At 60.8% G+C, this 17,794-nt stretch carries 15 protein-coding genes and 1 rRNA gene; 11 read left to right on the top strand and 5 right to left on the bottom strand.

Going from position 1 to position 17,794, the window contains the following annotated elements; all coding sequences use genetic code 11:
• Nucleotides 1-5: 5 nt before the first annotated feature.
• A 16S ribosomal RNA gene (locus PQR27_RS05115) occupies nucleotides 6-1,536 on the bottom strand.
• Nucleotides 1,537-2,021: 485 nt separating this feature from the next.
• Nucleotides 2,022-3,137 carry an AI-2E family transporter gene (locus tag PQR27_RS05110; protein ID WP_408522636.1) on the bottom strand — a complete coding sequence of 372 codons (1,116 nt, stop codon included), beginning with the start codon at nucleotides 3,135-3,137 and terminating at the stop codon, nucleotides 2,022-2,024.
• Nucleotides 3,138-3,407: 270 nt separating this feature from the next.
• On the opposite strand from PQR27_RS05110, the gene PQR27_RS05105 reads away from it, so the two are divergent.
• The 4 genes from PQR27_RS05105 to PQR27_RS05090 all read left to right on the top strand — a co-directional run bounded on the left by PQR27_RS05105 (nucleotide 3,408) and on the right by PQR27_RS05090 (nucleotide 7,341).
• The gene (locus tag PQR27_RS05105) at nucleotides 3,408-4,622 is read left to right on the top strand and encodes a DUF2863 family protein (RefSeq protein WP_408522635.1); all 1,215 of its coding nucleotides are present in this window, start codon (nucleotides 3,408-3,410) and stop codon (nucleotides 4,620-4,622) included.
• 218 nt (nucleotides 4,623-4,840) lie between these two features.
• Entirely contained in the window at nucleotides 4,841-5,719 is an 879-nt protein-coding gene (locus tag PQR27_RS05100) for a response regulator transcription factor (RefSeq protein WP_408522633.1), read from the top strand.
• Nucleotides 5,720-5,830: 111 nt separating this feature from the next.
• The gene (locus tag PQR27_RS05095) at nucleotides 5,831-6,505 is read left to right on the top strand and encodes an energy-coupling factor ABC transporter permease (protein ID WP_408522632.1); all 675 of its coding nucleotides are present in this window, start codon (nucleotides 5,831-5,833) and stop codon (nucleotides 6,503-6,505) included.
• Nucleotides 6,506-6,675: 170 nt separating this feature from the next.
• A complete protein-coding gene (locus tag PQR27_RS05090; protein ID WP_408522631.1) occupies nucleotides 6,676-7,341 on the top strand; it encodes a BspC domain-containing protein in 666 nt (221 codons plus the stop codon).
• Between the two features lie 109 nt (nucleotides 7,342-7,450).
• On the opposite strand, the gene PQR27_RS05085 is transcribed toward PQR27_RS05090, so the two are convergent.
• Nucleotides 7,451-8,605 (bottom strand): M14 family metallopeptidase, encoded by a 1,155-nt coding sequence (locus PQR27_RS05085; protein ID WP_408522629.1) that lies wholly within the window; start codon nucleotides 8,603-8,605, stop codon nucleotides 7,451-7,453.
• 36 nt (nucleotides 8,606-8,641) lie between these two features.
• Nucleotides 8,642-9,424, bottom strand: coding sequence for a peroxide stress protein YaaA (gene yaaA / locus PQR27_RS05080; RefSeq protein WP_408522628.1), 783 nt, complete (start codon nucleotides 9,422-9,424; stop codon nucleotides 8,642-8,644).
• Nucleotides 9,425-9,481: 57 nt separating this feature from the next.
• Between yaaA and PQR27_RS05075 the strand changes: the two genes are divergently transcribed.
• Together PQR27_RS05075 and PQR27_RS05070 are read left to right on the top strand one after the other, a co-directional pair.
• Nucleotides 9,482-9,970 carry a putative toxin-antitoxin system toxin component, PIN family gene (locus tag PQR27_RS05075; protein ID WP_408522627.1) on the top strand — a complete coding sequence of 163 codons (489 nt, stop codon included), beginning with the start codon at nucleotides 9,482-9,484 and terminating at the stop codon, nucleotides 9,968-9,970.
• A gap of 127 nt (nucleotides 9,971-10,097) precedes the next feature.
• On the top strand, nucleotides 10,098-11,270 hold the full coding sequence (locus PQR27_RS05070) for a pyridoxal phosphate-dependent aminotransferase (protein ID WP_408522626.1): 1,173 nt from the start codon (nucleotides 10,098-10,100) through the stop codon (nucleotides 11,268-11,270).
• A 109-nt stretch (nucleotides 11,271-11,379) separates the two neighbouring features.
• Here the strand turns inward: PQR27_RS05070 and PQR27_RS05065 are convergent, their stop codons facing one another.
• The gene (locus PQR27_RS05065) at nucleotides 11,380-12,027 is read right to left on the bottom strand and encodes a glutathione S-transferase family protein (RefSeq protein WP_408522624.1); all 648 of its coding nucleotides are present in this window, start codon (nucleotides 12,025-12,027) and stop codon (nucleotides 11,380-11,382) included.
• A 125-nt stretch (nucleotides 12,028-12,152) separates the two neighbouring features.
• On the opposite strand from PQR27_RS05065, the gene PQR27_RS05060 reads away from it, so the two are divergent.
• The 5 genes from PQR27_RS05060 (at nucleotide 12,153) to PQR27_RS05040 (ending at nucleotide 17,670) form a co-directional block, all read left to right on the top strand.
• On the top strand, nucleotides 12,153-13,709 hold the full coding sequence (locus PQR27_RS05060) for a 3-hydroxyacyl-CoA dehydrogenase (RefSeq protein ID WP_408522623.1): 1,557 nt from the start codon (nucleotides 12,153-12,155) through the stop codon (nucleotides 13,707-13,709).
• Nucleotides 13,706-14,494 carry an oxepin-CoA hydrolase, alternative type gene (locus tag PQR27_RS05055; protein ID WP_408522622.1) on the top strand — a complete coding sequence of 263 codons (789 nt, stop codon included), beginning with the start codon at nucleotides 13,706-13,708 and terminating at the stop codon, nucleotides 14,492-14,494. The genes PQR27_RS05060 and PQR27_RS05055 overlap by 4 nt, the downstream gene beginning before the upstream one ends.
• A gap of 11 nt (nucleotides 14,495-14,505) precedes the next feature.
• Nucleotides 14,506-15,222 (top strand): histidine phosphatase family protein, encoded by a 717-nt coding sequence (locus tag PQR27_RS05050; protein ID WP_408522621.1) that lies wholly within the window; start codon nucleotides 14,506-14,508, stop codon nucleotides 15,220-15,222.
• 20 nt (nucleotides 15,223-15,242) lie between these two features.
• The gene (locus tag PQR27_RS05045) at nucleotides 15,243-16,349 is read left to right on the top strand and encodes a phosphotransferase (protein WP_408522620.1); all 1,107 of its coding nucleotides are present in this window, start codon (nucleotides 15,243-15,245) and stop codon (nucleotides 16,347-16,349) included.
• Nucleotides 16,350-16,410: 61 nt separating this feature from the next.
• Nucleotides 16,411-17,670: an acyl-CoA dehydrogenase family protein gene (locus PQR27_RS05040; protein ID WP_408522619.1), complete on the top strand. Its 1,260-nt coding sequence runs from the start codon at nucleotides 16,411-16,413 to the stop codon at nucleotides 17,668-17,670.
• Nucleotides 17,671-17,794 lie beyond the last annotated feature (124 nt).

Genomic DNA, 17,794 nt, shown 5'->3' with positions numbered 1-17,794 from the left:
TCGAGAAAGGAGGTGATCCAGCCGCACCTTCCGATACGGCTACCTTGTTACGACTTCACCCCAGTCATGAATCCTACCGTGGTGACCGTCCTCCTTGCGGTTAGACTAGCCACTTCTGGTAAAACCCACTCCCATGGTGTGACGGGCGGTGTGTACAAGACCCGGGAACGTATTCACCGCGGCATGCTGATCCGCGATTACTAGCGATTCCAGCTTCACGCACTCGAGTTGCAGAGTGCGATCCGGACTACGATCGGTTTTCTGGGATTGGCTCCCCCTCGCGGGTTGGCGACCCTCTGTTCCGACCATTGTATGACGTGTGAAGCCCTACCCATAAGGGCCATGAGGACTTGACGTCATCCCCACCTTCCTCCGGTTTGTCACCGGCAGTCTCCCTAGAGTGCTCTTGCGTAGCAACTAGGGACAAGGGTTGCGCTCGTTGCGGGACTTAACCCAACATCTCACGACACGAGCTGACGACAGCCATGCAGCACCTGTGTTATGGCTCCCTTTCGGGCACCCCCACCTCTCAGCAGGGTTCCATACATGTCAAGGGTAGGTAAGGTTTTTCGCGTTGCATCGAATTAATCCACATCATCCACCGCTTGTGCGGGTCCCCGTCAATTCCTTTGAGTTTTAATCTTGCGACCGTACTCCCCAGGCGGTCAACTTCACGCGTTAGCTACGTTACCAAGTCAATGAAGACCCGACAACTAGTTGACATCGTTTAGGGCGTGGACTACCAGGGTATCTAATCCTGTTTGCTCCCCACGCTTTCGTGCATGAGCGTCAGTATTGGCCCAGGGGGCTGCCTTCGCCATCGGTATTCCTCCACATCTCTACGCATTTCACTGCTACACGTGGAATTCTACCCCCCTCTGCCATACTCTAGCCCGCCAGTCACAAATGCAGTTCCCAGGTTAAGCCCGGGGATTTCACATCTGTCTTAGCGGACCGCCTGCGCACGCTTTACGCCCAGTAATTCCGATTAACGCTTGCACCCTACGTATTACCGCGGCTGCTGGCACGTAGTTAGCCGGTGCTTATTCTTCCGGTACCGTCATCCCCCCAGGGTATTAACCCAGAGGTTTTCTTTCCGGACAAAAGTGCTTTACAACCCGAAGGCCTTCTTCACACACGCGGCATTGCTGGATCAGGGTTTCCCCCATTGTCCAAAATTCCCCACTGCTGCCTCCCGTAGGAGTCTGGGCCGTGTCTCAGTCCCAGTGTGGCTGGTCGTCCTCTCAGACCAGCTACAGATCGTCGCCTTGGTAGGCCTTTACCCCACCAACTAGCTAATCTGCCATCGGCCGCCCCTGTAGCGGGAGGTCCTAAGATCCCCCCCTTTCCTCCGTAGAGCGTATGCGGTATTAATCCGGCTTTCGCCGGGCTATCCCCCACTACAGGACACGTTCCGATGTATTACTCACCCGTTCGCCACTCGCCACCAGGATTGCTCCCGTGCTGCCGTTCGACTTGCATGTGTAAGGCATGCCGCCAGCGTTCAATCTGAGCCAGGATCAAACTCTTCAGTTCAAACCTGTTACTGTTTTTCGGTCTCTTTCGAAACCGGTCGCTCACTCAACGTACTGACGAATGATCATCCCATCCGAAGATGGGAAAACCTTCCTTTAATACTAGTGTGAGACTTGATACTTTCGCTTGTCGGCAGAATCCGTAGATTCCACCGCGCGTCGCGCATCAAGCGCCCACACTTATCGGCTGTTAATTTTTAAAGATCGAGTCCGCATTCACTACCAAACCAGCACCGGACACCTCAACTTCAACCACCCGGCACCGCTTCGTTCTGCGTCGCTGCATCAGCAGCAGAGAAACGAGATTATGAAGAACTTTCGCTACGTCGTCAACAGGTTTTTTTAACTTACCGAACCTGCCCGACACACCGCAAACCCCCGCCATTGCTGGCTCTCCCGCCTCCCCGTGCGCCGGTATCCGAAGCACGAAAGAGCGAGATTCTAGCGACCCAAACCGGGGCTTGCAAGCCTTTATCTGAAATTTATTTAAGGCGTCTTTTCTATGCGGCCCGGCTCATCGACGACGGGTGCTTTCGTGTCGGGAGCCAGGGCTCGCGCGCCCTGTGCGCCGATCGTCCAATCGTGCAGCACGGTATAAGCAACCGCCAGCAAAGTCGGGCCAATGAAAACGCCGAGGAACCCAAAAGCAAACGCGCCGCCCAAGATGCCCAACATCACCAGGATTAGCGGCATGTCACTATTCTTGCCGATCAGGATTGGCTTGATGACATTGTCAGACATGCCGACGACCAGCACACCCCAAATGACCAGGAAGATCGCCCACCCCGTCGCGCCGCCGTGATATAGCCAGATTGCAGCAGGTAGCCAAACGACAACCGGGCCGCCCGGCACCACCGACAGGAAGAAGGTCGCAAGCCCAAGCAGCGCCGGCGCCGGCACACCAGCGATCCAGCATCCAAAGCCCGCCAGAACGCCTTGCACAAGCGCCGTACCGAGAATTCCGTAGACGACGCCCTTAACCGTGCTGCCCGCGAGCGCCAGCAGATAGTCGGCCCGTTCGCCGGCAATACGCCGCATACCTGCATTCAACCACGCAGCCGCACCCTCGCCTCCGGTATAAAAGAAAAACGCCAGCACGATACTCAGCGCCAACAGCCCCAGCCCATGCGTAACAGCAATCGCCGCCGCCAATATCCATTTACCAGCAGGCGCCGCCAGCGCACGCGTCTGCGCAATCAGTTCGGAATTGCTGCTGGTCAAGCGCTCCCAGAACGCCTCGATACTTGAACCAACCAGCGGAATCCGCCCGACCCACGGCGGCAAATCAGGCAAGCCGGCGTCGAAAAGTCTTTGGACCAGCGCGACGATGTCATGAACGTGCGCGCCAAACGCGAAGCCCGCATAGACGAACGGACCAAGCAGCACGATCAGAATGATGATCACGATCAGCATCGCCGCCCACTTGCGCCGACCGCCAACTGCTGCAGTCAACCGCCGATACAAGCCCCACGAGCTATAGCTGAGAATCGCGCCCCATAGCAGCGCGGTCGTAAACGGCGCCAGCACCAGCAGGGAACCGCCCACCAGTACGATCAATGCAAACACAGCCGCGAGACGCTCAATCAGTTGGTCCGATTTCACAATGAATCTCCTCATGTGCCAGACCACGGCGACGAATAAAGATGCGCTTGCCAGGCGCGCACTGAAAGCTGTCAGTATAGAAGCGAGCCGCTGCAGCGGAAGGTCTTATATCATCCGGCCAACCCAGCCCGCAACGCGTCCAGCAGCGTGCGCAGCGAGCTGATTTTGCATGCGGAAACGTCCTAATTCATCCCGCATTGCCGGCCAAATAATATGGCGGCACAGAAAAGACTAGAATATAAGGTTCTGTGCACCCCAATTATCGGATTTATGCGCTCGCGAATCGCCAAACGTCTCCCCCCCGATGCCGACAAGCTTGTCGGTCTTTCGCTCGCGCTTTTCGCGTCGGGCAGCCGCACTGAAGACCGCTTCTGGGAAGCGAAACTCGATGTGCTGCTGGCCAAAATCGTCCGCAACGCCAACCAGACTACGCTGGACGCCGCGCTCGACCATCTGCAGCAGAATCATCCCGATGCTTACGGCGCACTCGCCGACATGGCGGAAACGCACAGCGAGTCGTTCATCGTCGACCACGAAGGCGTGCCTTACGAAGCCCTGCTGATCGCCGCGCCCGTGCTGGCCTGGACTCGATACATGATTCCTTCCGGTCCGCTAAAAACCGACGCGGCCGATGCATTGCGCGCGCACCTGCAGGCGCACGTCCTTGCGGCCAATACGCGCGTCGCCATGACACCGTTCCTGTACAGCATCGACCAGCTGCCGCGTCACCACGTCGAAACCTGGCGCATTGCCCAGCAACTCGCTCAGGCAGCACTGGGCGGTGGCAACCTCAAGCTCAATTTCGGCGAACTGCCGGAAACCTCGCCCATTCTGGCCGACCCGCGCTTCCTGTTGGCCGTGGTCGCGGCGCCAGTTGGCGAGCCGGCCTTCCGTTGGCAGGAAGAAGAGAATGGCAGCCGGATCGAGCGCGGGCAATGCCTCGAACAATGGGCCACGCAAGGGGGCGCCAATTTGTCGCTGGTATTGCCCGGATGCGAGTTCGAGTGCCTGCTGCCGGACGCCTATTATTCGGCCTGCCGCGACGCCGACGAACGCGTGCGCCCTCACACCGTGCGTACCGCCGTGCGCTATCTGTTCGACACGATTGGCGCGGCGCCACAAGAACTGCGCGCAGTTGTCGCAGGCTTCGGCGAGCGCCGCATCGACGAATACCGCGTCGGCTTCACGCGCCGCGGCAGCAATGAAGTGATCTACGGCGTCGTCTGGCCGCTGTATGGCCGCGAGAACGGCGAGCCCGGCATTGATGAGGAGCCGCAGGAGGCCGCTGCGTCAGACGATCCGCTCGAAGAAATTGTCGCGCTGCTCAAAGAGACCGGCGTGACCGATGTGCGCCGCCACGCCGGCCGCTTCGAGCCGGAATACTGTGACGACTGCGGCGTCCCGCTCTATGCAGACCCTCTCGGCGAAATAGTTCACGCCGAAATGCCGGAGGACGCGGAACCCGCGCAACCTCATTTCCATTGATACACTGGCGCCGGAGTCGCGGCACGCGACCGTCGAAACCAGAAAGCCCCGCCGAGCGCGAGGCTTTTTTTATGGCATTCCTCTTATGACATTTGGACAGGCCGTCAAACAGAAGGGAATTTGTCATCATAGGGACGGTGGTGCATCGCAGAGTGCCCGGCGCCCTCGCCGACGTACATGCATCGCGCCACTTTGTCCGATCCATCTGGAGACATGGCATGCGATTCTCGATACTCAACTCAGACGCGGAACGACGCGATGGGCTCAAAGCGCTACTGCGGCAAATCGACCGGTTGGCGCGTTTTAACGAAGCACAAGATTGGCGGCAGGTCGAACGCACGCTCAAGCGTCAGCGGCCCGACCTGCTCGTGATCGACTGGCAGGACTGGATGTCGGTTGCGGACGTCCGCCATCTGCTCAGCTATTACCCGGACTTGCGCATCGCCGTATTGACCGACGCAGTCTCGCCCGTCGTCGTGCGGAACCTGATGGACGAAGGCGTGCTCGGCGTAGTACCGCGCGAAACCGACCCGTGTCTCATCGTGCGCGCGTTCGAGATGGTGCTGCTGGGCGGTCATTACGTGCCGGCCGGCGCATTGGCGCTGAATCCTCCGCTTCCACCGGATGCCCTCATCCGGCCGTTCGACCCGAAGACCCCGCCGCCGCGCCGCGCCAAACTGTCTAGCGGCCTGTCGCCCCGCCAGGAGCAGATCATGCGCTGCGTGCACATGGGCAGCACCAACAAGATGATTGCACGCACGCTCGGCATCAGCGAAGGCACTGTGAAGATTCATTTAACCAGCATATTCCAGCAACTCGGGGCTCCCAATCGCGCCGCCGCTGTCGCGCTCTACAACGGCTGGCTGGCAGCCCATCTGGAAGTGCTGCGCAATGATGGCGAAGACCCGTCTCGTCCCGTGATGGGACAAGCCGGCGTCGTGCCGCTGCGTCGCCGCACACGACGACGCTTCCAGTATCCGTTGCCGGCTAACGACACGACCGACGCGTTGCCGATAGCAGCAGAACCGAGCACGCCGTATGGCGATTCCCCCGCCGCCGGCCCGGCGCAGGACCCGGCAGCGAAGCGCCTGGCATGACGTGCGCCGGCGCTTGCGCTATCTCCGTGCAGGCATTTTTCGGAAGCGTCGGCGCCGGCTGGCATGGAATCCGCTCACACCTTTTGTCGTCCAACGAGTAATATGAGACACATGGGTTTCCTCTACACACCGCTTCCGTTTTGGGTCGCTGTCGGTGGCTGGATCGCCACTGCGATAGTGGTCGCGCTCGCGCTGTGGAAAAATCCTTTCAAACGACTTCAGGACGGCACCCTGCAGCACGTCTGGCTCGCAATCATCGTTGCGATCTCGGTGCTGTGGGCCAGCAACGCGTGGCTTGACGACGGCACCGTCATGCACCTGCTTGGCGCTACGCTGGTCGTCACGCTATTCGACTGGGCGCTGGCGCTCATCGCCATGGCAGTGGTCACCGGTCTTGCCGCGCTCGTTTTCGATGCTCCCTGGCAGGGCATCGCGCTGACTTTCCTCGTATTCGGTGCATTGCCTGTCGGCATCTCGACCTTGGTTCAACGCGCCAGCATCGCCTGGCTGCCGCGCAACCTTTTCATGTTTATCTTCGGCCAGGGTTTCGTCTCGCCCGCGATTGCCGTGTCGCTCACCGCAGCCGCAGCGCTCGGCATTCACATCGCCCTCGCCGACGGATCGACAACGGTGATACCAGCCGGCTACGCCTTCAGCGTGCTTTTGCTGGCCACCGGCGAAGCCTGGTTCACAGGCATGTCCACTGCATTGATCGCGGTCTACCGGCCGGCGTGGGTCACCACGTATGATGTGCGCCGTTATCGACTGGGCGGTCCACGCACCTGAACGCCACGCAGCTATAGAACGCTTCATGGGTGCGGCAATCGATCACTCGACACGCCGGGATACCGAGCCTGTACATCACGACAGGACAAAATATTTGCGTCAGGATTGAACTCCTGCCTCTCGCCCGGCATCTTACGTGCCTGATGTCTCACTAGCGTCTAATAAACTAGATGGATCGCACCAACGTACCGCGCCGATTGCTGCGGTTGGTCGGCCGGTTAGCGTCATGTGCAGCGAGTCTCTCGCTCATGTGCACTGCTCCCGCGTTCGCCGATCAACTCGAACAGCACAACGATCTCGTCAACAAATTTGTCAATGACATGCATGCGGACCCGCTCGTCGCGGACTGCGCAGCTCATGGCAATTTTGTCGCCAGCACGTCGACCGCTTTTGATCGCGTCGAATTCCCACCCAGCTCATTCGATAGCGCGCATGCGTCTGTCACCCCCTGGAACGACTCGTTCGACCAGGGCAAGCAGCGCGTCAAGGTGGATAACATCGTCACCGTCGAAGGGCTTGGCATCCGCCAGAATGGCGACGGCGACCCCACCGATCTCAAATTCCGCTGCGGTTATGTCGGCGCGCAGATGCTGGCGTTCAGCTGGAACGACCCGGTGCCACCTACCCGGGCGCGTAGCGCCGCGTCTACAGAATCAGGCGCGTCCCCAGGCAAGCATAAGAGTGCGAAGGGTAAGCACTCGACGAGCGGCAACACAGCAAAGAAAGCGACTGGCAAGTCTTCGAAGTCGACCTCGGGTAAATCCTCAAGAGCGACATCCGGCAAATCGTCAAGCAAATCGTCGGCGAAGAAAACGCCAGCAAAAAAGTCTCACTAGGCGCGCAAACCAGGGGCCGCCCCCGCGCGCTGCACCAGCACAAAAAAAGAGGCACGTACTTCCAGAGCGCGAGCCTCTTTTCCTTTATCAGCGTCCGATTAGCTGAACCTCAGGCGAACGTCTCCACGTGCCGCAAAATCGCCTGCAACATCGCGGCGCCGAGCGACGCGCTACGCTCCCCGTTCCAGCCCACCCGCTCGTCAGGCAGATTGGCGTTGTCCTTGAACGGCATTTCCAGCGTCAACGACAGACAACCGAATTCATTGCCGATGTACTTCGAAGCCAGCTTGAGCGCGTCTTCCCGATACTTGCTCGCGGCATAGCCGTACTTGTCCTGGAAGTCCGGGCTCGCATGCTTGAACGCCTCGATAAACGCCTTCTGCTCCTGTCCCTGCCGTTCGGTGAAACCCGGCAGCATTTCGGAGCCGGCTACGAATACGTACGGCAACGCCTCGTCACCGTGGATATCGAAAAAGAGGTCGCAACCGGTCGCATGGATCGCGTCGCGCACTACCAGCACTTCCGGGCTGCGTGCGGCATCCGGCTCCATCCACTCGCGATTCAGATTCGCGCCGGCCGCATTGGTGCGCAGATTGCCGTGCACGCTGCCATCCGGATTCATGTTCGGCACGATGTAAAACACCGCATGATCGTAGAGCTTGCGCGCGACCGGATCGCCCGCCCAATCACCCCAGCCCGCCAGGCGCTTGACGAGGCCCTCGATAAACCATTCGGCCATCGTTTCGCCCGGATGCTGACGTGCGATCAGCCAGATCTTCTTCTTGGCCGCCTCGCCGGTTTGCGGCGTGCCGAGCGTCAACAGCGACATTGGCCGGCCTTCGACGGTCCTGCCCAACTCCGTCAGCGTTGCCTGCGGCATCTGCTGGACCGCGCCGAGAAATTCCGAGTGGCGTTCTTCGCTATACGGTTCGAAATAAGCGTAGTAAATGCGGTCGAAATCCGGCGTGTGATCGATTGTTAGCACGCGCCCGTCGTACGAAGTCGGCACCCGGAACCAGTTCACCCGATCGTAGCTCGCCACCGCCTGATAGTCGCGCCAACCTTCAGCGAAGGCGCACGCGGCAGCATTTTCGAAGGTCATCACGCAGCGCTCGCCCGCCGCGCCGGACAAGCGGAAATAAAACCACTGCGCAAATTCGGCGCGACTGTCGGGCCGCACGCGCAAGCGGATATTGCCTGCCTCTTCGCAGGACAGCACTTCGATCGCACCCGCGTCGAAGTTGCTCGTAATCGATAGCGTCATAATGTTTTTCTTCCTGCTGGTATGCGCGGCGATCGCCTAGTCGGCGATGCGGCGGCGAAATACGTAGGTGGAATCGTTCGAGGCTTCGGTGTCGAACACATAACCCTCGGCGTCGAAGTCCTTCAGTTGCTCCGGCGCGTTGAGGCGGTTTTCGACCGCGTAGCGCGCCATCAATCCGCGCGCACGCTTCGCATGGAAGCTGATGATCTTGTAACGGCCGCCCTTCCAGTCTTCGAATACCGGCGTGACGACCGGTGCGTCGAGCAGCTTGGGTTTGACCGACCTGAAGTACTCGCCCGACGCGCAATTCACCAGCACGCGCGAGCCTGTGGCGCGCTTGTTCAATTGCACATTCAGTGCCTGCGTGATGCGCTCGCCCCAGAACGCGTACAGGTCCTTGCCACGCGTGTTGGCGAAGCGCGTGCCCATTTCGAGCCGGTACGGTTGCAACAGATCGAGCGGGCGCAACAGTCCGTACAGACCCGAAAGCACCCGCACGTGGTTTTGCGCGTAATCCAGATCCGCCGATGACAAGGTCTTCGCATTGAAGCCCTCGTACACGTCGCCATTGAACGCGAGCACCGCCTGCTTGGCGTTGTGCGTGCCGAACTCAGGTGACCATTCGGCGTACCGCTGGAGATTGAGGTGCGCCAGCTGATCGGAAATGCTCATCAACGAGGCTATCTGCTGCGGCGACAAAAGGCGCAATCCGTCAATCAATTCGGCCGCGTCATCGACGAAATCGGGGATCGTGTGTTTTTTGACATGCGCAGGGGTTTCGTAGTCGAGCGATTTCGCCGGCGACAGAACGATTATCATAGAGGCTTGCAGGCACGCCGTGCCTGGCGGTCAAAGACGAAAGCCAGATTGTAACGAATGCCCGGTTCCCATGCCTCACGCGGCGCCTTGCGCGTCGTCCTCGATTCCAACGTATGGATCGATATTCTCGTGTTCGACGACCCGCACACGCGACCCATCCGCGCCGCGCTCGAAAGCGGCGCGCTGGCCGCGCTGATCGACGCGCGCTGTCTTGCCGAACTGGCCTACGTGCTCGACTATCCGCAGTTCGTACATCGGAATGTCGACAAAGCGGCGGCGCTTGCGGTGCTCGCACGCCTTTCGCAGCTGGTCGAGCCGACCGCGCCGGCGGAAGACGCGAAGCCGCTGCCCAAATGCAAAGACCGCGACGACCAGAAGTTCCTCGAACTCGCGCAGGCCGTGCAGGCCGACTGGCTGGTGTCGAAAGATCGCGCGGTACTGAAGCTTGCGAAGCGCGTTGCGCGCGACTTCGGCTTCCAGATCGCGCAGCCTGCGCCATTTGTCAGTGCCACCTTGACGGCCGCCGACGAACCCGCGCCAGCCTGACCCCTGGCCGAATGGCCAACGAGGGCGCCGCTGTACGCACGCAACGCCGCGATTCCCTACAATCAGGCTTCGTACTTTTGAATTGACGCCTTTCGCCCACTCACCCGCTCATGCTCCGGACAGCGCCATGAATGCACCGCACGACACGCCCACGAGTCCCTCGTTCCCGTCTCGCCTGCCAGATGTCGGCACAACGATTTTCACTGTGATGAGCGCGCTCGCCGCTGAAAAGGGCGCGGTGAATCTCGGCCAGGGCTTTCCCGACTTCGGTTGCGATCCGCGCATTGTCGACGCGGTCGCAAACGCGATGCGCGACGGCCACAATCAATATCCGCCAATGGCTGGTGCCGCGCCGCTGCGTCAGGCGATCGCCGACAAGATCGAGAACCTGTACGGCCGCCGCTACGACGCCACCACCGAAATCACCGTCACAGCAGGCGCCACGCAGGCGTTACTGACCGCGATTCTCTGCACCGTGCATCCCGGCGACGAAGTGATTGTGGTCGAGCCAACCTACGATAGTTACCTGCCGTCAATTGAACTGGCCGGCGGCAAGCCGGTATTCGTCACACTCGAGGCGCCCGATTACCAGATCCCGTTCGACAAGCTCGCCGCCGCCATTACGCCGAAAACCCGGCTCCTGCTGATCAACACGCCGCACAATCCGACCGGCACGGTCTGGCGCGCGGAAGACATGCGCAAGCTCGAAGAAATCGTGCGCGGCACCAACGTGCTGATTCTGTCCGACGAAGTGTATGAGCACATGGTGTACGACGGCGCGCCGCACGAAAGCGTCGCGCGTTATCCGGAGCTGGCGCAGCGCAGCTTCGTGGTCTCCAGCTTCGGCAAGACCTATCACGTTACCGGCTGGAAGGTCGGCTATGTGGCCGCGCCCGCCGCGCTCACTGCCGAATTCCGCAAAGTGCACCAGTTCAACGTGTTCACGGTCAACACGCCCATGCAGATCGGCCTTGCGCAATATATGCAGGACCCGGCGCCGTATCTGGACCTGCCTGCGTTTTATCAGAAGAAACGCGACTTCTTCCGCGCCGGCCTCGCGAATTCCCGCTTCAGGCTGCTGCCTTGCACGGGCACATACTTTCAGTGCGTCGATTATTCGGCGATCAGCGATTTAACCGAAGCCGAATTCGCGCAATGGCTGACCGGCGAGATCGGGGTCGCGGCAATTCCGGTCTCGGCGTTCTATCACGAGTCGCATGAATCGGGCGTAGTGCGCTTCTGCTTTGCCAAGCAGGAAGGCACACTCGCTACCGCGCTCGAGCGACTGGCGCGGCTCTAGGACACCCGGCGCGATGCTGCGAACGAACCCACGTTCCTCGCCATCGTGCGCAACGGCCAAGGCGCGGGCTGCATGCCCGAACCCCTGTCACGGCCGATATCATTGCCTGTCAGGCCGGACGCGACGCCGCGATATATGCCTTGCGGTCTTCGGTCACGCGCTGCGCGGCCGGCCGCTCGCTGATTTTCTTCACGTAGCTTTTCCAGTCGACGCCGGCGTCGAGCAGAAAATCGCGCCCGTAGATCGTCTGCGTCGCCATGCCCACCAGCGGCAAACTCACATAACCCGCCGTATCGGCGACGCTAAAACGCTCGCCACGCAAATAAGGCCCGAACTTCGCGATCCGTTTGAAGCCGGCAATGTGATGCACGAGCAGCTTCTCGACCCGCCCTTTGGTCGCCTCGGTCACGGTGCCGCCGAAGAACGCTTCCTTGTAGAGATTGCGCGCGGTCAGTTCAAGATGCACGTCGACGAACATGATCAGTTCGCGTTCCTTGGCCGCCTCCCACGGGTCGGCCGAGAAAATCTCCTTGTCGGGAAAGCGCGCGGCCAGATAGTCGACAATGCATTGCGACTCACACAAATCGCCCTGTTCGGTCCGGATATACGGCACCTTGCCGAGCGGCGAATGCTCGAGCATCGTTTCTTCCTGGCTGGGCAGCACGGAGACTTCTTCAAACAGAATGCCGTGTTCGAGGAGCACGAACTTCACTTTGTTGTAATAGTTGGACAGCGCGAAACCGCACAGCTTGATCATCGGGTGTCTCCTTCATTCGGTTTATGTGGGACCACTCGCCAGATCAAAGCGACGGTCTTCGAGCAATCATCCAGTAATTTGCACGATCGTGCTATTCTAAAATAACCATGGAGTCGAGCATCACAATGACCTCTCGCAATCACAGCATCGAGATTATCGGCATTGTCGGCACCGGTGCAATGGGTCGCGGTATCGCCCAGATCGCCGCGCTAGCAGGTCTCACCGTGCGTCTGTATGACACCAATCCTGCCGCGGTCGGCGCCGCGCGCGACTACCTCGCCGAGACTTTCGCCAAGTTGACCGCCAAAGGCAAGCTCGATCAGGCCCGCTCGCTTGCCGCGTTAGCGAATGTGAGCGGCGCGCAAACCGTCAGCGACCTGGTTGATTGCGACCTGGTGATCGAGGCGATCGTCGAAAAACTCGACGTGAAACAAGCCCTCTTTCGCGAACTCGAGGCTGTAGTGAGCGGCCGCTGCGTGCTGGCGTCGAACACATCGTCGCTGTCGATCACGGCGATTGCGGCGGGCTGCACGAATCCGTCGCGCGTGGTCGGCTATCACTTCTTCAATCCGGTGCCGCTGATGAAGGTTGTCGAAGTGATCGACGGCTTGCGCAGCGATCCCGCGGCCGGCGACGCGCTGATGGATCTCGCACGCCGCATGGGCCACACGCCGGTGCGCGCGAAAGACATGCCCGGCTTCATCGTCAATCACGCGGGTCGCGGCATGAACACGGAAGGCCTGCGCGTGGCCGGCGAAGGCGTGGCGAGTTTCGCTGACATCGACCGCATTATGCGCGAGCAGGCGGGCTTCCGCCTCGGCCCGTTTGAACTGCTGGATCTGACCGCGCTCGATGTGTCGCATCCGGTGATGGAATCGATCTATCACCAGTTCTATGAAGAACCGCGCTTCACGCCCTCGCCGATCACCGGCACGCGGCTCGCGGGGGGACTGATCGGCCGCAAAACCGGCGAAGGCTTTTACCGGTACGAAGACGGCAAACAGCAAGTGCCCGCTGAAGCGCCCGCGCCGACAGAACTGCCCGCAAGCGTATGGGTCAGCAAGCGGCATCCGCAAGCTCGCGAAGCCGTGGTGCAACTGATTGCCCAGGCCGGCGTGAAACTCGACGAGGGCGCCACGCCCGCCGCGGACTCGCTGATCGTCGTTACGCCGTTCGGCCATGACGCGACCACCGTCGCCGTCGACGAAGCACTCGACGCCACCCGCGTGATCGCGGTCGATGCACTGTTCCCCCTGCTCGGCGCGCGTCGCCGCACGCTGATGACGACACCGGCCACCACCCGCGTCGCACGCGACACCGCGCACGCGCTGTTTGCCGCCGACGGCATTCCCGTGACGGTGATCCGCGACTCGACCGGCTTCGTGGCACAGCGAATCGTGGCGACAATCGTCAACATCGGCTGCGATATCGCGCAACAACAGATTGCCACGCCTGACGATATCGATCTCGCCGTGACGCTAGGCCTCGGCTATCCGCGCGGACCACTCGCGCTCGGCGATGCACTCGGCTCGAAAGCCATTCTCACGATCCTGCGCAATATCTTCAGCGTGCTCGGCGATCCACGCTACCGTCCGTCGCCGTGGCTTACGCGGCGGGCACAACTTGGTCTGTCGCTGACACAGCGCGACGCGGCCGACACCCAAACGGAGACACAACAATGAGCGCCGAACTGCTGACCTCGCGCCCGACAGAGAGCGAATCGACGCTCGTCCTCACGCTGTCGAACCCTGGCGCACGCAATGCACTGCATCCGGATATGTACGCCGCCGGTATCGAAGCGCTCGATTCGGCCGAACGTGATCCATCGATTCGCGCTGTGGTGATTACCGGTGCGGACAATTTCTTCTGCGCCGGCGGCAACCTGAATCGCTTGCTCGAGAACCGCGCGAAGGATCCGTCGGTGCAGGCACAAAGCATCGATCTGCTCGGCGAATGGATTTCGGCGCTGCGCCTGTCGTCGAAACCCGTGATCGCGGCCGTCGAAGGCGCCGCGGCCGGCGCAGGCTTCTCGCTGGCGCTCGCGTGCGATCTGATTGTTGCCGCTGAAGATGCCAGATTCGTGATGTCGTATGCGCGCGTCGGCCTGACGCCCGATGGCGGCGGATCCTGGTTTCTGGCGCAGGCCTTGCCCCGCCAGTTAGCCACCGAAGTACTGATCGAAGGCAAGCCGATCGGCGCGGGGCGGCTGCACGATCTCGGTGTCGTCAACAAGCTGGCGAAAGCCGGCGCCGTGCGTGACACCGCTGTGGCGTGGGCCGACGAACTCGGCAAGATTTCGCCGAATTCGGTTGCCCGTATCAAGGAACTCGTCGGCGCGGCCGGCGCGCAGCCGCTTGCCGATCATCTGGTTGCCGAACGCGACAACTTTGTCGCGTCGCTGCATCATCGTGAAGGGCTTGAAGGGATTTCCGCGTTCCTCGAAAAACGCGCTCCGGTCTATAAGTGAACCCAGGAACGATGGCTGAATTTCAACTCCCCAAGCGCCGCCGTATCTTCCTGATGCGTCACGGCGACGTGACCTACTTCGACGACTCCGGCCGTGCGATTGATCCCGAAACCGTGCCGTTGAACGCCAACGGTCGCGAGCAGGCGAGCGCGGCGGGCCGTGTATTCGCCGAGCAGCAGATCCGCTTCGATCGGGTGATCGTCAGCGGTTTGCCGCGCACGGTCGAGACCGCGCAGCGCGTGCTGGCCGAGACGGGTCAAGCGATCGAACTCGAAATCGAACCGGCATGGCAGGAGATTCGCGGCGGCAAGCTCAGCAACATTGCGCCGCAAGATATCGAAGCGGCCTTTCTCAGCGTGTTCGACGGCATCGTGCCGGAACATACGCGCTTTCTCGACGGCGAAACCATCGGCGCGTTGTTCGATCGCGTATTGCCGGCAGTGGCTGCGCTGCGCGAAGACACGTCGTGGGATACGGCGCTGCTCGTGCTTCACGGTGGAGTGAATCGCGCGATTCTGTCGCATGCGCTGACCGCTGGCGGCCGTACTTTCTTCGGTCATCTGGCCCAGGCCACCGGTTGTATCAATGCGCTCGATATCGGCGCCGAGCCACGTGACTGGGTGCTTCGCATGATCAATTATTCACCGCCGTCGCCGCTGCATCGCGATGTTCGCAATACCACGATGGAAATGCTCTACGCACAATTCGTTCAATACAAGCGTAGCTGAACCCGAACTGGAGGAGACATATGGCGCAAGCCACACAGACCGGCGAACCAGAACACAACCCGGATTATTCGGCCTTCGAAGGCACGCGTCCTGTCAACGAGCGGCAACGCTTCGACAGCGACGCGCTCGCCGCGTGGCTCACCCAGCATGTCGACGGATTTTCCGGGCCACTTACGCTCGAACAATTCGCCGGCGGCCAGTCCAATCCCACCTTCAAGCTCGTCACGCCATCCCGTTCGTATGTGATGCGGGCGAAGCCTGGGCCGGCCGCGAAACTCCTGCCTTCCGCGCACGCCGTCGAACGCGAATACCGCGTGATGCATGCTTTAGCCGATACCGACGTGCCGGTTGCGAAGATGCTCGCCTTGTGCGAGGACGAAAGCGTGATCGGCCGGGCGTTCTACGTGATGGAGTTCGTGGAAGGCCGCGTGCTATGGGACCAGTCTTTGCCCGGCATGACGCCTGCTGAACGCAGCGCGATTTACGACGAAATGAATCGGGTGATCGCCGCGTTGCATCGTGTTGATGTCGCTACCGCCGGCCTCGCCGATTACGGCAAACCCGGCAACTACTTCGCGCGTCAGATCGGCCGCTGGAGCAAACAATACGTCGCGTCGGAAACCGAGCGGATCGACGCAATGCATCGTCTGATCGAATGGCTGCCGCAGCATATGCCGGCCGAAACGGGCGAGCGCGCCTCGGTCGTGCATGGCGACTACCGGCTCGATAACCTGATCTTTCATCCCGACGAACCACGCGTGCTCGCCGTACTCGACTGGGAATTGTCGACGCTCGGCGACCCGCTCGCCGATTTCGCCTATCACTGCATGGCGTGGCATGTCGACCCGGCGCAATTCCGCGGTATTGCGGGCCTCGATTGGGCGGCGCTCGGCATTCCCGACGAGGCAACGTATGTCGAGCGCTATTGCCAGCGCACCGGCTTTGAAATCCACGGCGACTGGAATTTCTATCTCGCGTACAACATGTTTCGCATCGCCGCGATCCTGCAAGGGATCATGAAACGCGTCGTCGACGGCACCGCGGCCAGCGCTCAGGCGCTCGATGCCGGGCGCCGCGCCAAGCCGATGGCGGAACTCGCCTGGCGCTACGCACAGAAGGTTCGCTAACCGGGTCGGCGCATTACATTGCGCTCCGAATAGACGTCATTGCTCATCCGCGAGGTCATACATGAATTTCGATTACACCCCGAAGGTTCAGGCGCTGCGCGAAAAACTGCTCGCCTTCTTCGACGAGCATATTTATCCGAACGAACAGGCGTTCTACGCCGAGATTGATCGCAATCGCCGCAACGGCAATGCATGGCTGCCGACCGAGCTCATCGAACAACTCAAACACAAGGCGCGCGACGCGGGCTTATGGAATCTGTTCCTGCCGGAATCCGTGCGCGGCGCCGGCCTGACGAATCTCGAATACGCGCCGTTGTGCGAGATCATGGGCCGCGTGCCCTGGGCGCCGGAAGTCTTCAATTGCAATGCGCCCGACACCGGCAATATGGAAACGATCGAGCGTTACGGCAGTGACGACAATAAACGCGAATGGCTTGAACCGCTGCTGCAAGGACAGATCCGTTCGGCATTTCTGATGACCGAGCCGGAAGTGGCGTCGTCGGATGCGACCAATATCCAGACGAGCATCGTGCGCGACGGCGATTTTTACGTCATCAACGGCCACAAGTGGTGGTCGTCCGGTGCGGGCGATCCGCGCTGCAAGGTGTATATCGTGATGGGCAAAACCGACCCCGAGGCGCCGCGTCATCAGCAGCAGTCGATGATTCTGGTGCCCGCCGAAGCCACCGGCATCACCGTGCACCGCCCTCTCACCGTATTCGGCTATGACGACGCGCCGCACGGCCACATGGAAATCACGCTCGATAGCGTACGCGTGCCGGCAAGTAATATGCTGCTCGGCGAAGGACGCGGCTTCGAGATTGCACAAGGCCGTCTCGGACCAGGACGCATCCACCACTGCATGCGTTTGATCGGTCTCGCCGAGCGCGCGCTCGAGCTGATGTCGAAACGTTCGCTGCAACGCGTCGCGTTCGGCAAACCAGTCGCCGCGCAAGGCGTCACGCAGGAGCGCATCGCCGAAGCGCGCTGCATGATCGAACAGGCGCGCCTGCTGACACTGAAAACGGCGTACATGATGGATACGGTCGGCAACAAGGGCGCACGCGGTGAGATCGCGATGATCAAGGTCGTCGCGCCGAACATGGCGTGTCAGGTGATCGACTGGGCGATCCAGGTGCACGGCGGCGGCGGTGTCAGCGACGATTTTCCGCTCGCGTACGCCTACGCTTCTGCACGCACGCTGCGCTTCGCGGATGGCCCCGACGAAGTGCACCGCAATGCCATCGCCAAACTTGAACTGGCGCGCTACATGGATGCGGGCGCGGCAGCTCGTGTTGAAACGCCAATTACGCGAGTTTGAGGTTAGGGACAAAGCGGTTGGGCAGTTGCCGATGTCTTGAAGTTGAGCCTCGCGCGCTGCGCCGTCGCCAGCAACTTTGTTCGATCTGTGCTCTAATTTTCGCCAAGTGCGGCGCCCTTCGAGG

The sequence above is a fragment of the Paraburkholderia fungorum genome (assembly GCF_046027215.1).
In the GTDB taxonomy this organism is placed as follows: Bacteria; Pseudomonadota; Gammaproteobacteria; order Burkholderiales; family Burkholderiaceae; genus Paraburkholderia; species Paraburkholderia fungorum_D.
Note: the sequence above shows the minus strand (reverse complement) of the source record. Positions and strands in the feature narration are given on the sequence as shown.

Bases quoted from the DNA above. Each gene is read 5' to 3' on its own strand.
- PQR27_RS05105 (WP_408522635.1), top strand. From the start codon at position 3,408: ATGCGCTCGCGAATCGCCAAACGTCTCCCCCCCGATGCCGACAAGCTT.
- PQR27_RS05100 (WP_408522633.1), top strand. From the start codon at position 4,841: ATGCGATTCTCGATACTCAACTCAGACGCGGAACGACGCGATGGGCTC.
- PQR27_RS05095 (WP_408522632.1), top strand. From the start codon at position 5,831: ATGGGTTTCCTCTACACACCGCTTCCGTTTTGGGTCGCTGTCGGTGGC.
- PQR27_RS05090 (WP_408522631.1), top strand. From the start codon at position 6,676: ATGGATCGCACCAACGTACCGCGCCGATTGCTGCGGTTGGTCGGCCGG.
- PQR27_RS05085 (WP_408522629.1), bottom strand. From the start codon at position 8,605: ATGACGCTATCGATTACGAGCAACTTCGACGCGGGTGCGATCGAAGTG.
- yaaA (WP_408522628.1), bottom strand. From the start codon at position 9,424: ATGATAATCGTTCTGTCGCCGGCGAAATCGCTCGACTACGAAACCCCT.
- PQR27_RS05075 (WP_408522627.1), top strand. From the start codon at position 9,482: ATGCCCGGTTCCCATGCCTCACGCGGCGCCTTGCGCGTCGTCCTCGAT.
- PQR27_RS05070 (WP_408522626.1), top strand. From the start codon at position 10,098: ATGAATGCACCGCACGACACGCCCACGAGTCCCTCGTTCCCGTCTCGC.
- PQR27_RS05065 (WP_408522624.1), bottom strand. From the start codon at position 12,027: ATGATCAAGCTGTGCGGTTTCGCGCTGTCCAACTATTACAACAAAGTG.
- PQR27_RS05060 (WP_408522623.1), top strand. From the start codon at position 12,153: ATGACCTCTCGCAATCACAGCATCGAGATTATCGGCATTGTCGGCACC.
- PQR27_RS05055 (WP_408522622.1), top strand. From the start codon at position 13,706: ATGAGCGCCGAACTGCTGACCTCGCGCCCGACAGAGAGCGAATCGACG.
- PQR27_RS05050 (WP_408522621.1), top strand. From the start codon at position 14,506: ATGGCTGAATTTCAACTCCCCAAGCGCCGCCGTATCTTCCTGATGCGT.
- PQR27_RS05045 (WP_408522620.1), top strand. From the start codon at position 15,243: ATGGCGCAAGCCACACAGACCGGCGAACCAGAACACAACCCGGATTAT.
- PQR27_RS05040 (WP_408522619.1), top strand. From the start codon at position 16,411: ATGAATTTCGATTACACCCCGAAGGTTCAGGCGCTGCGCGAAAAACTG.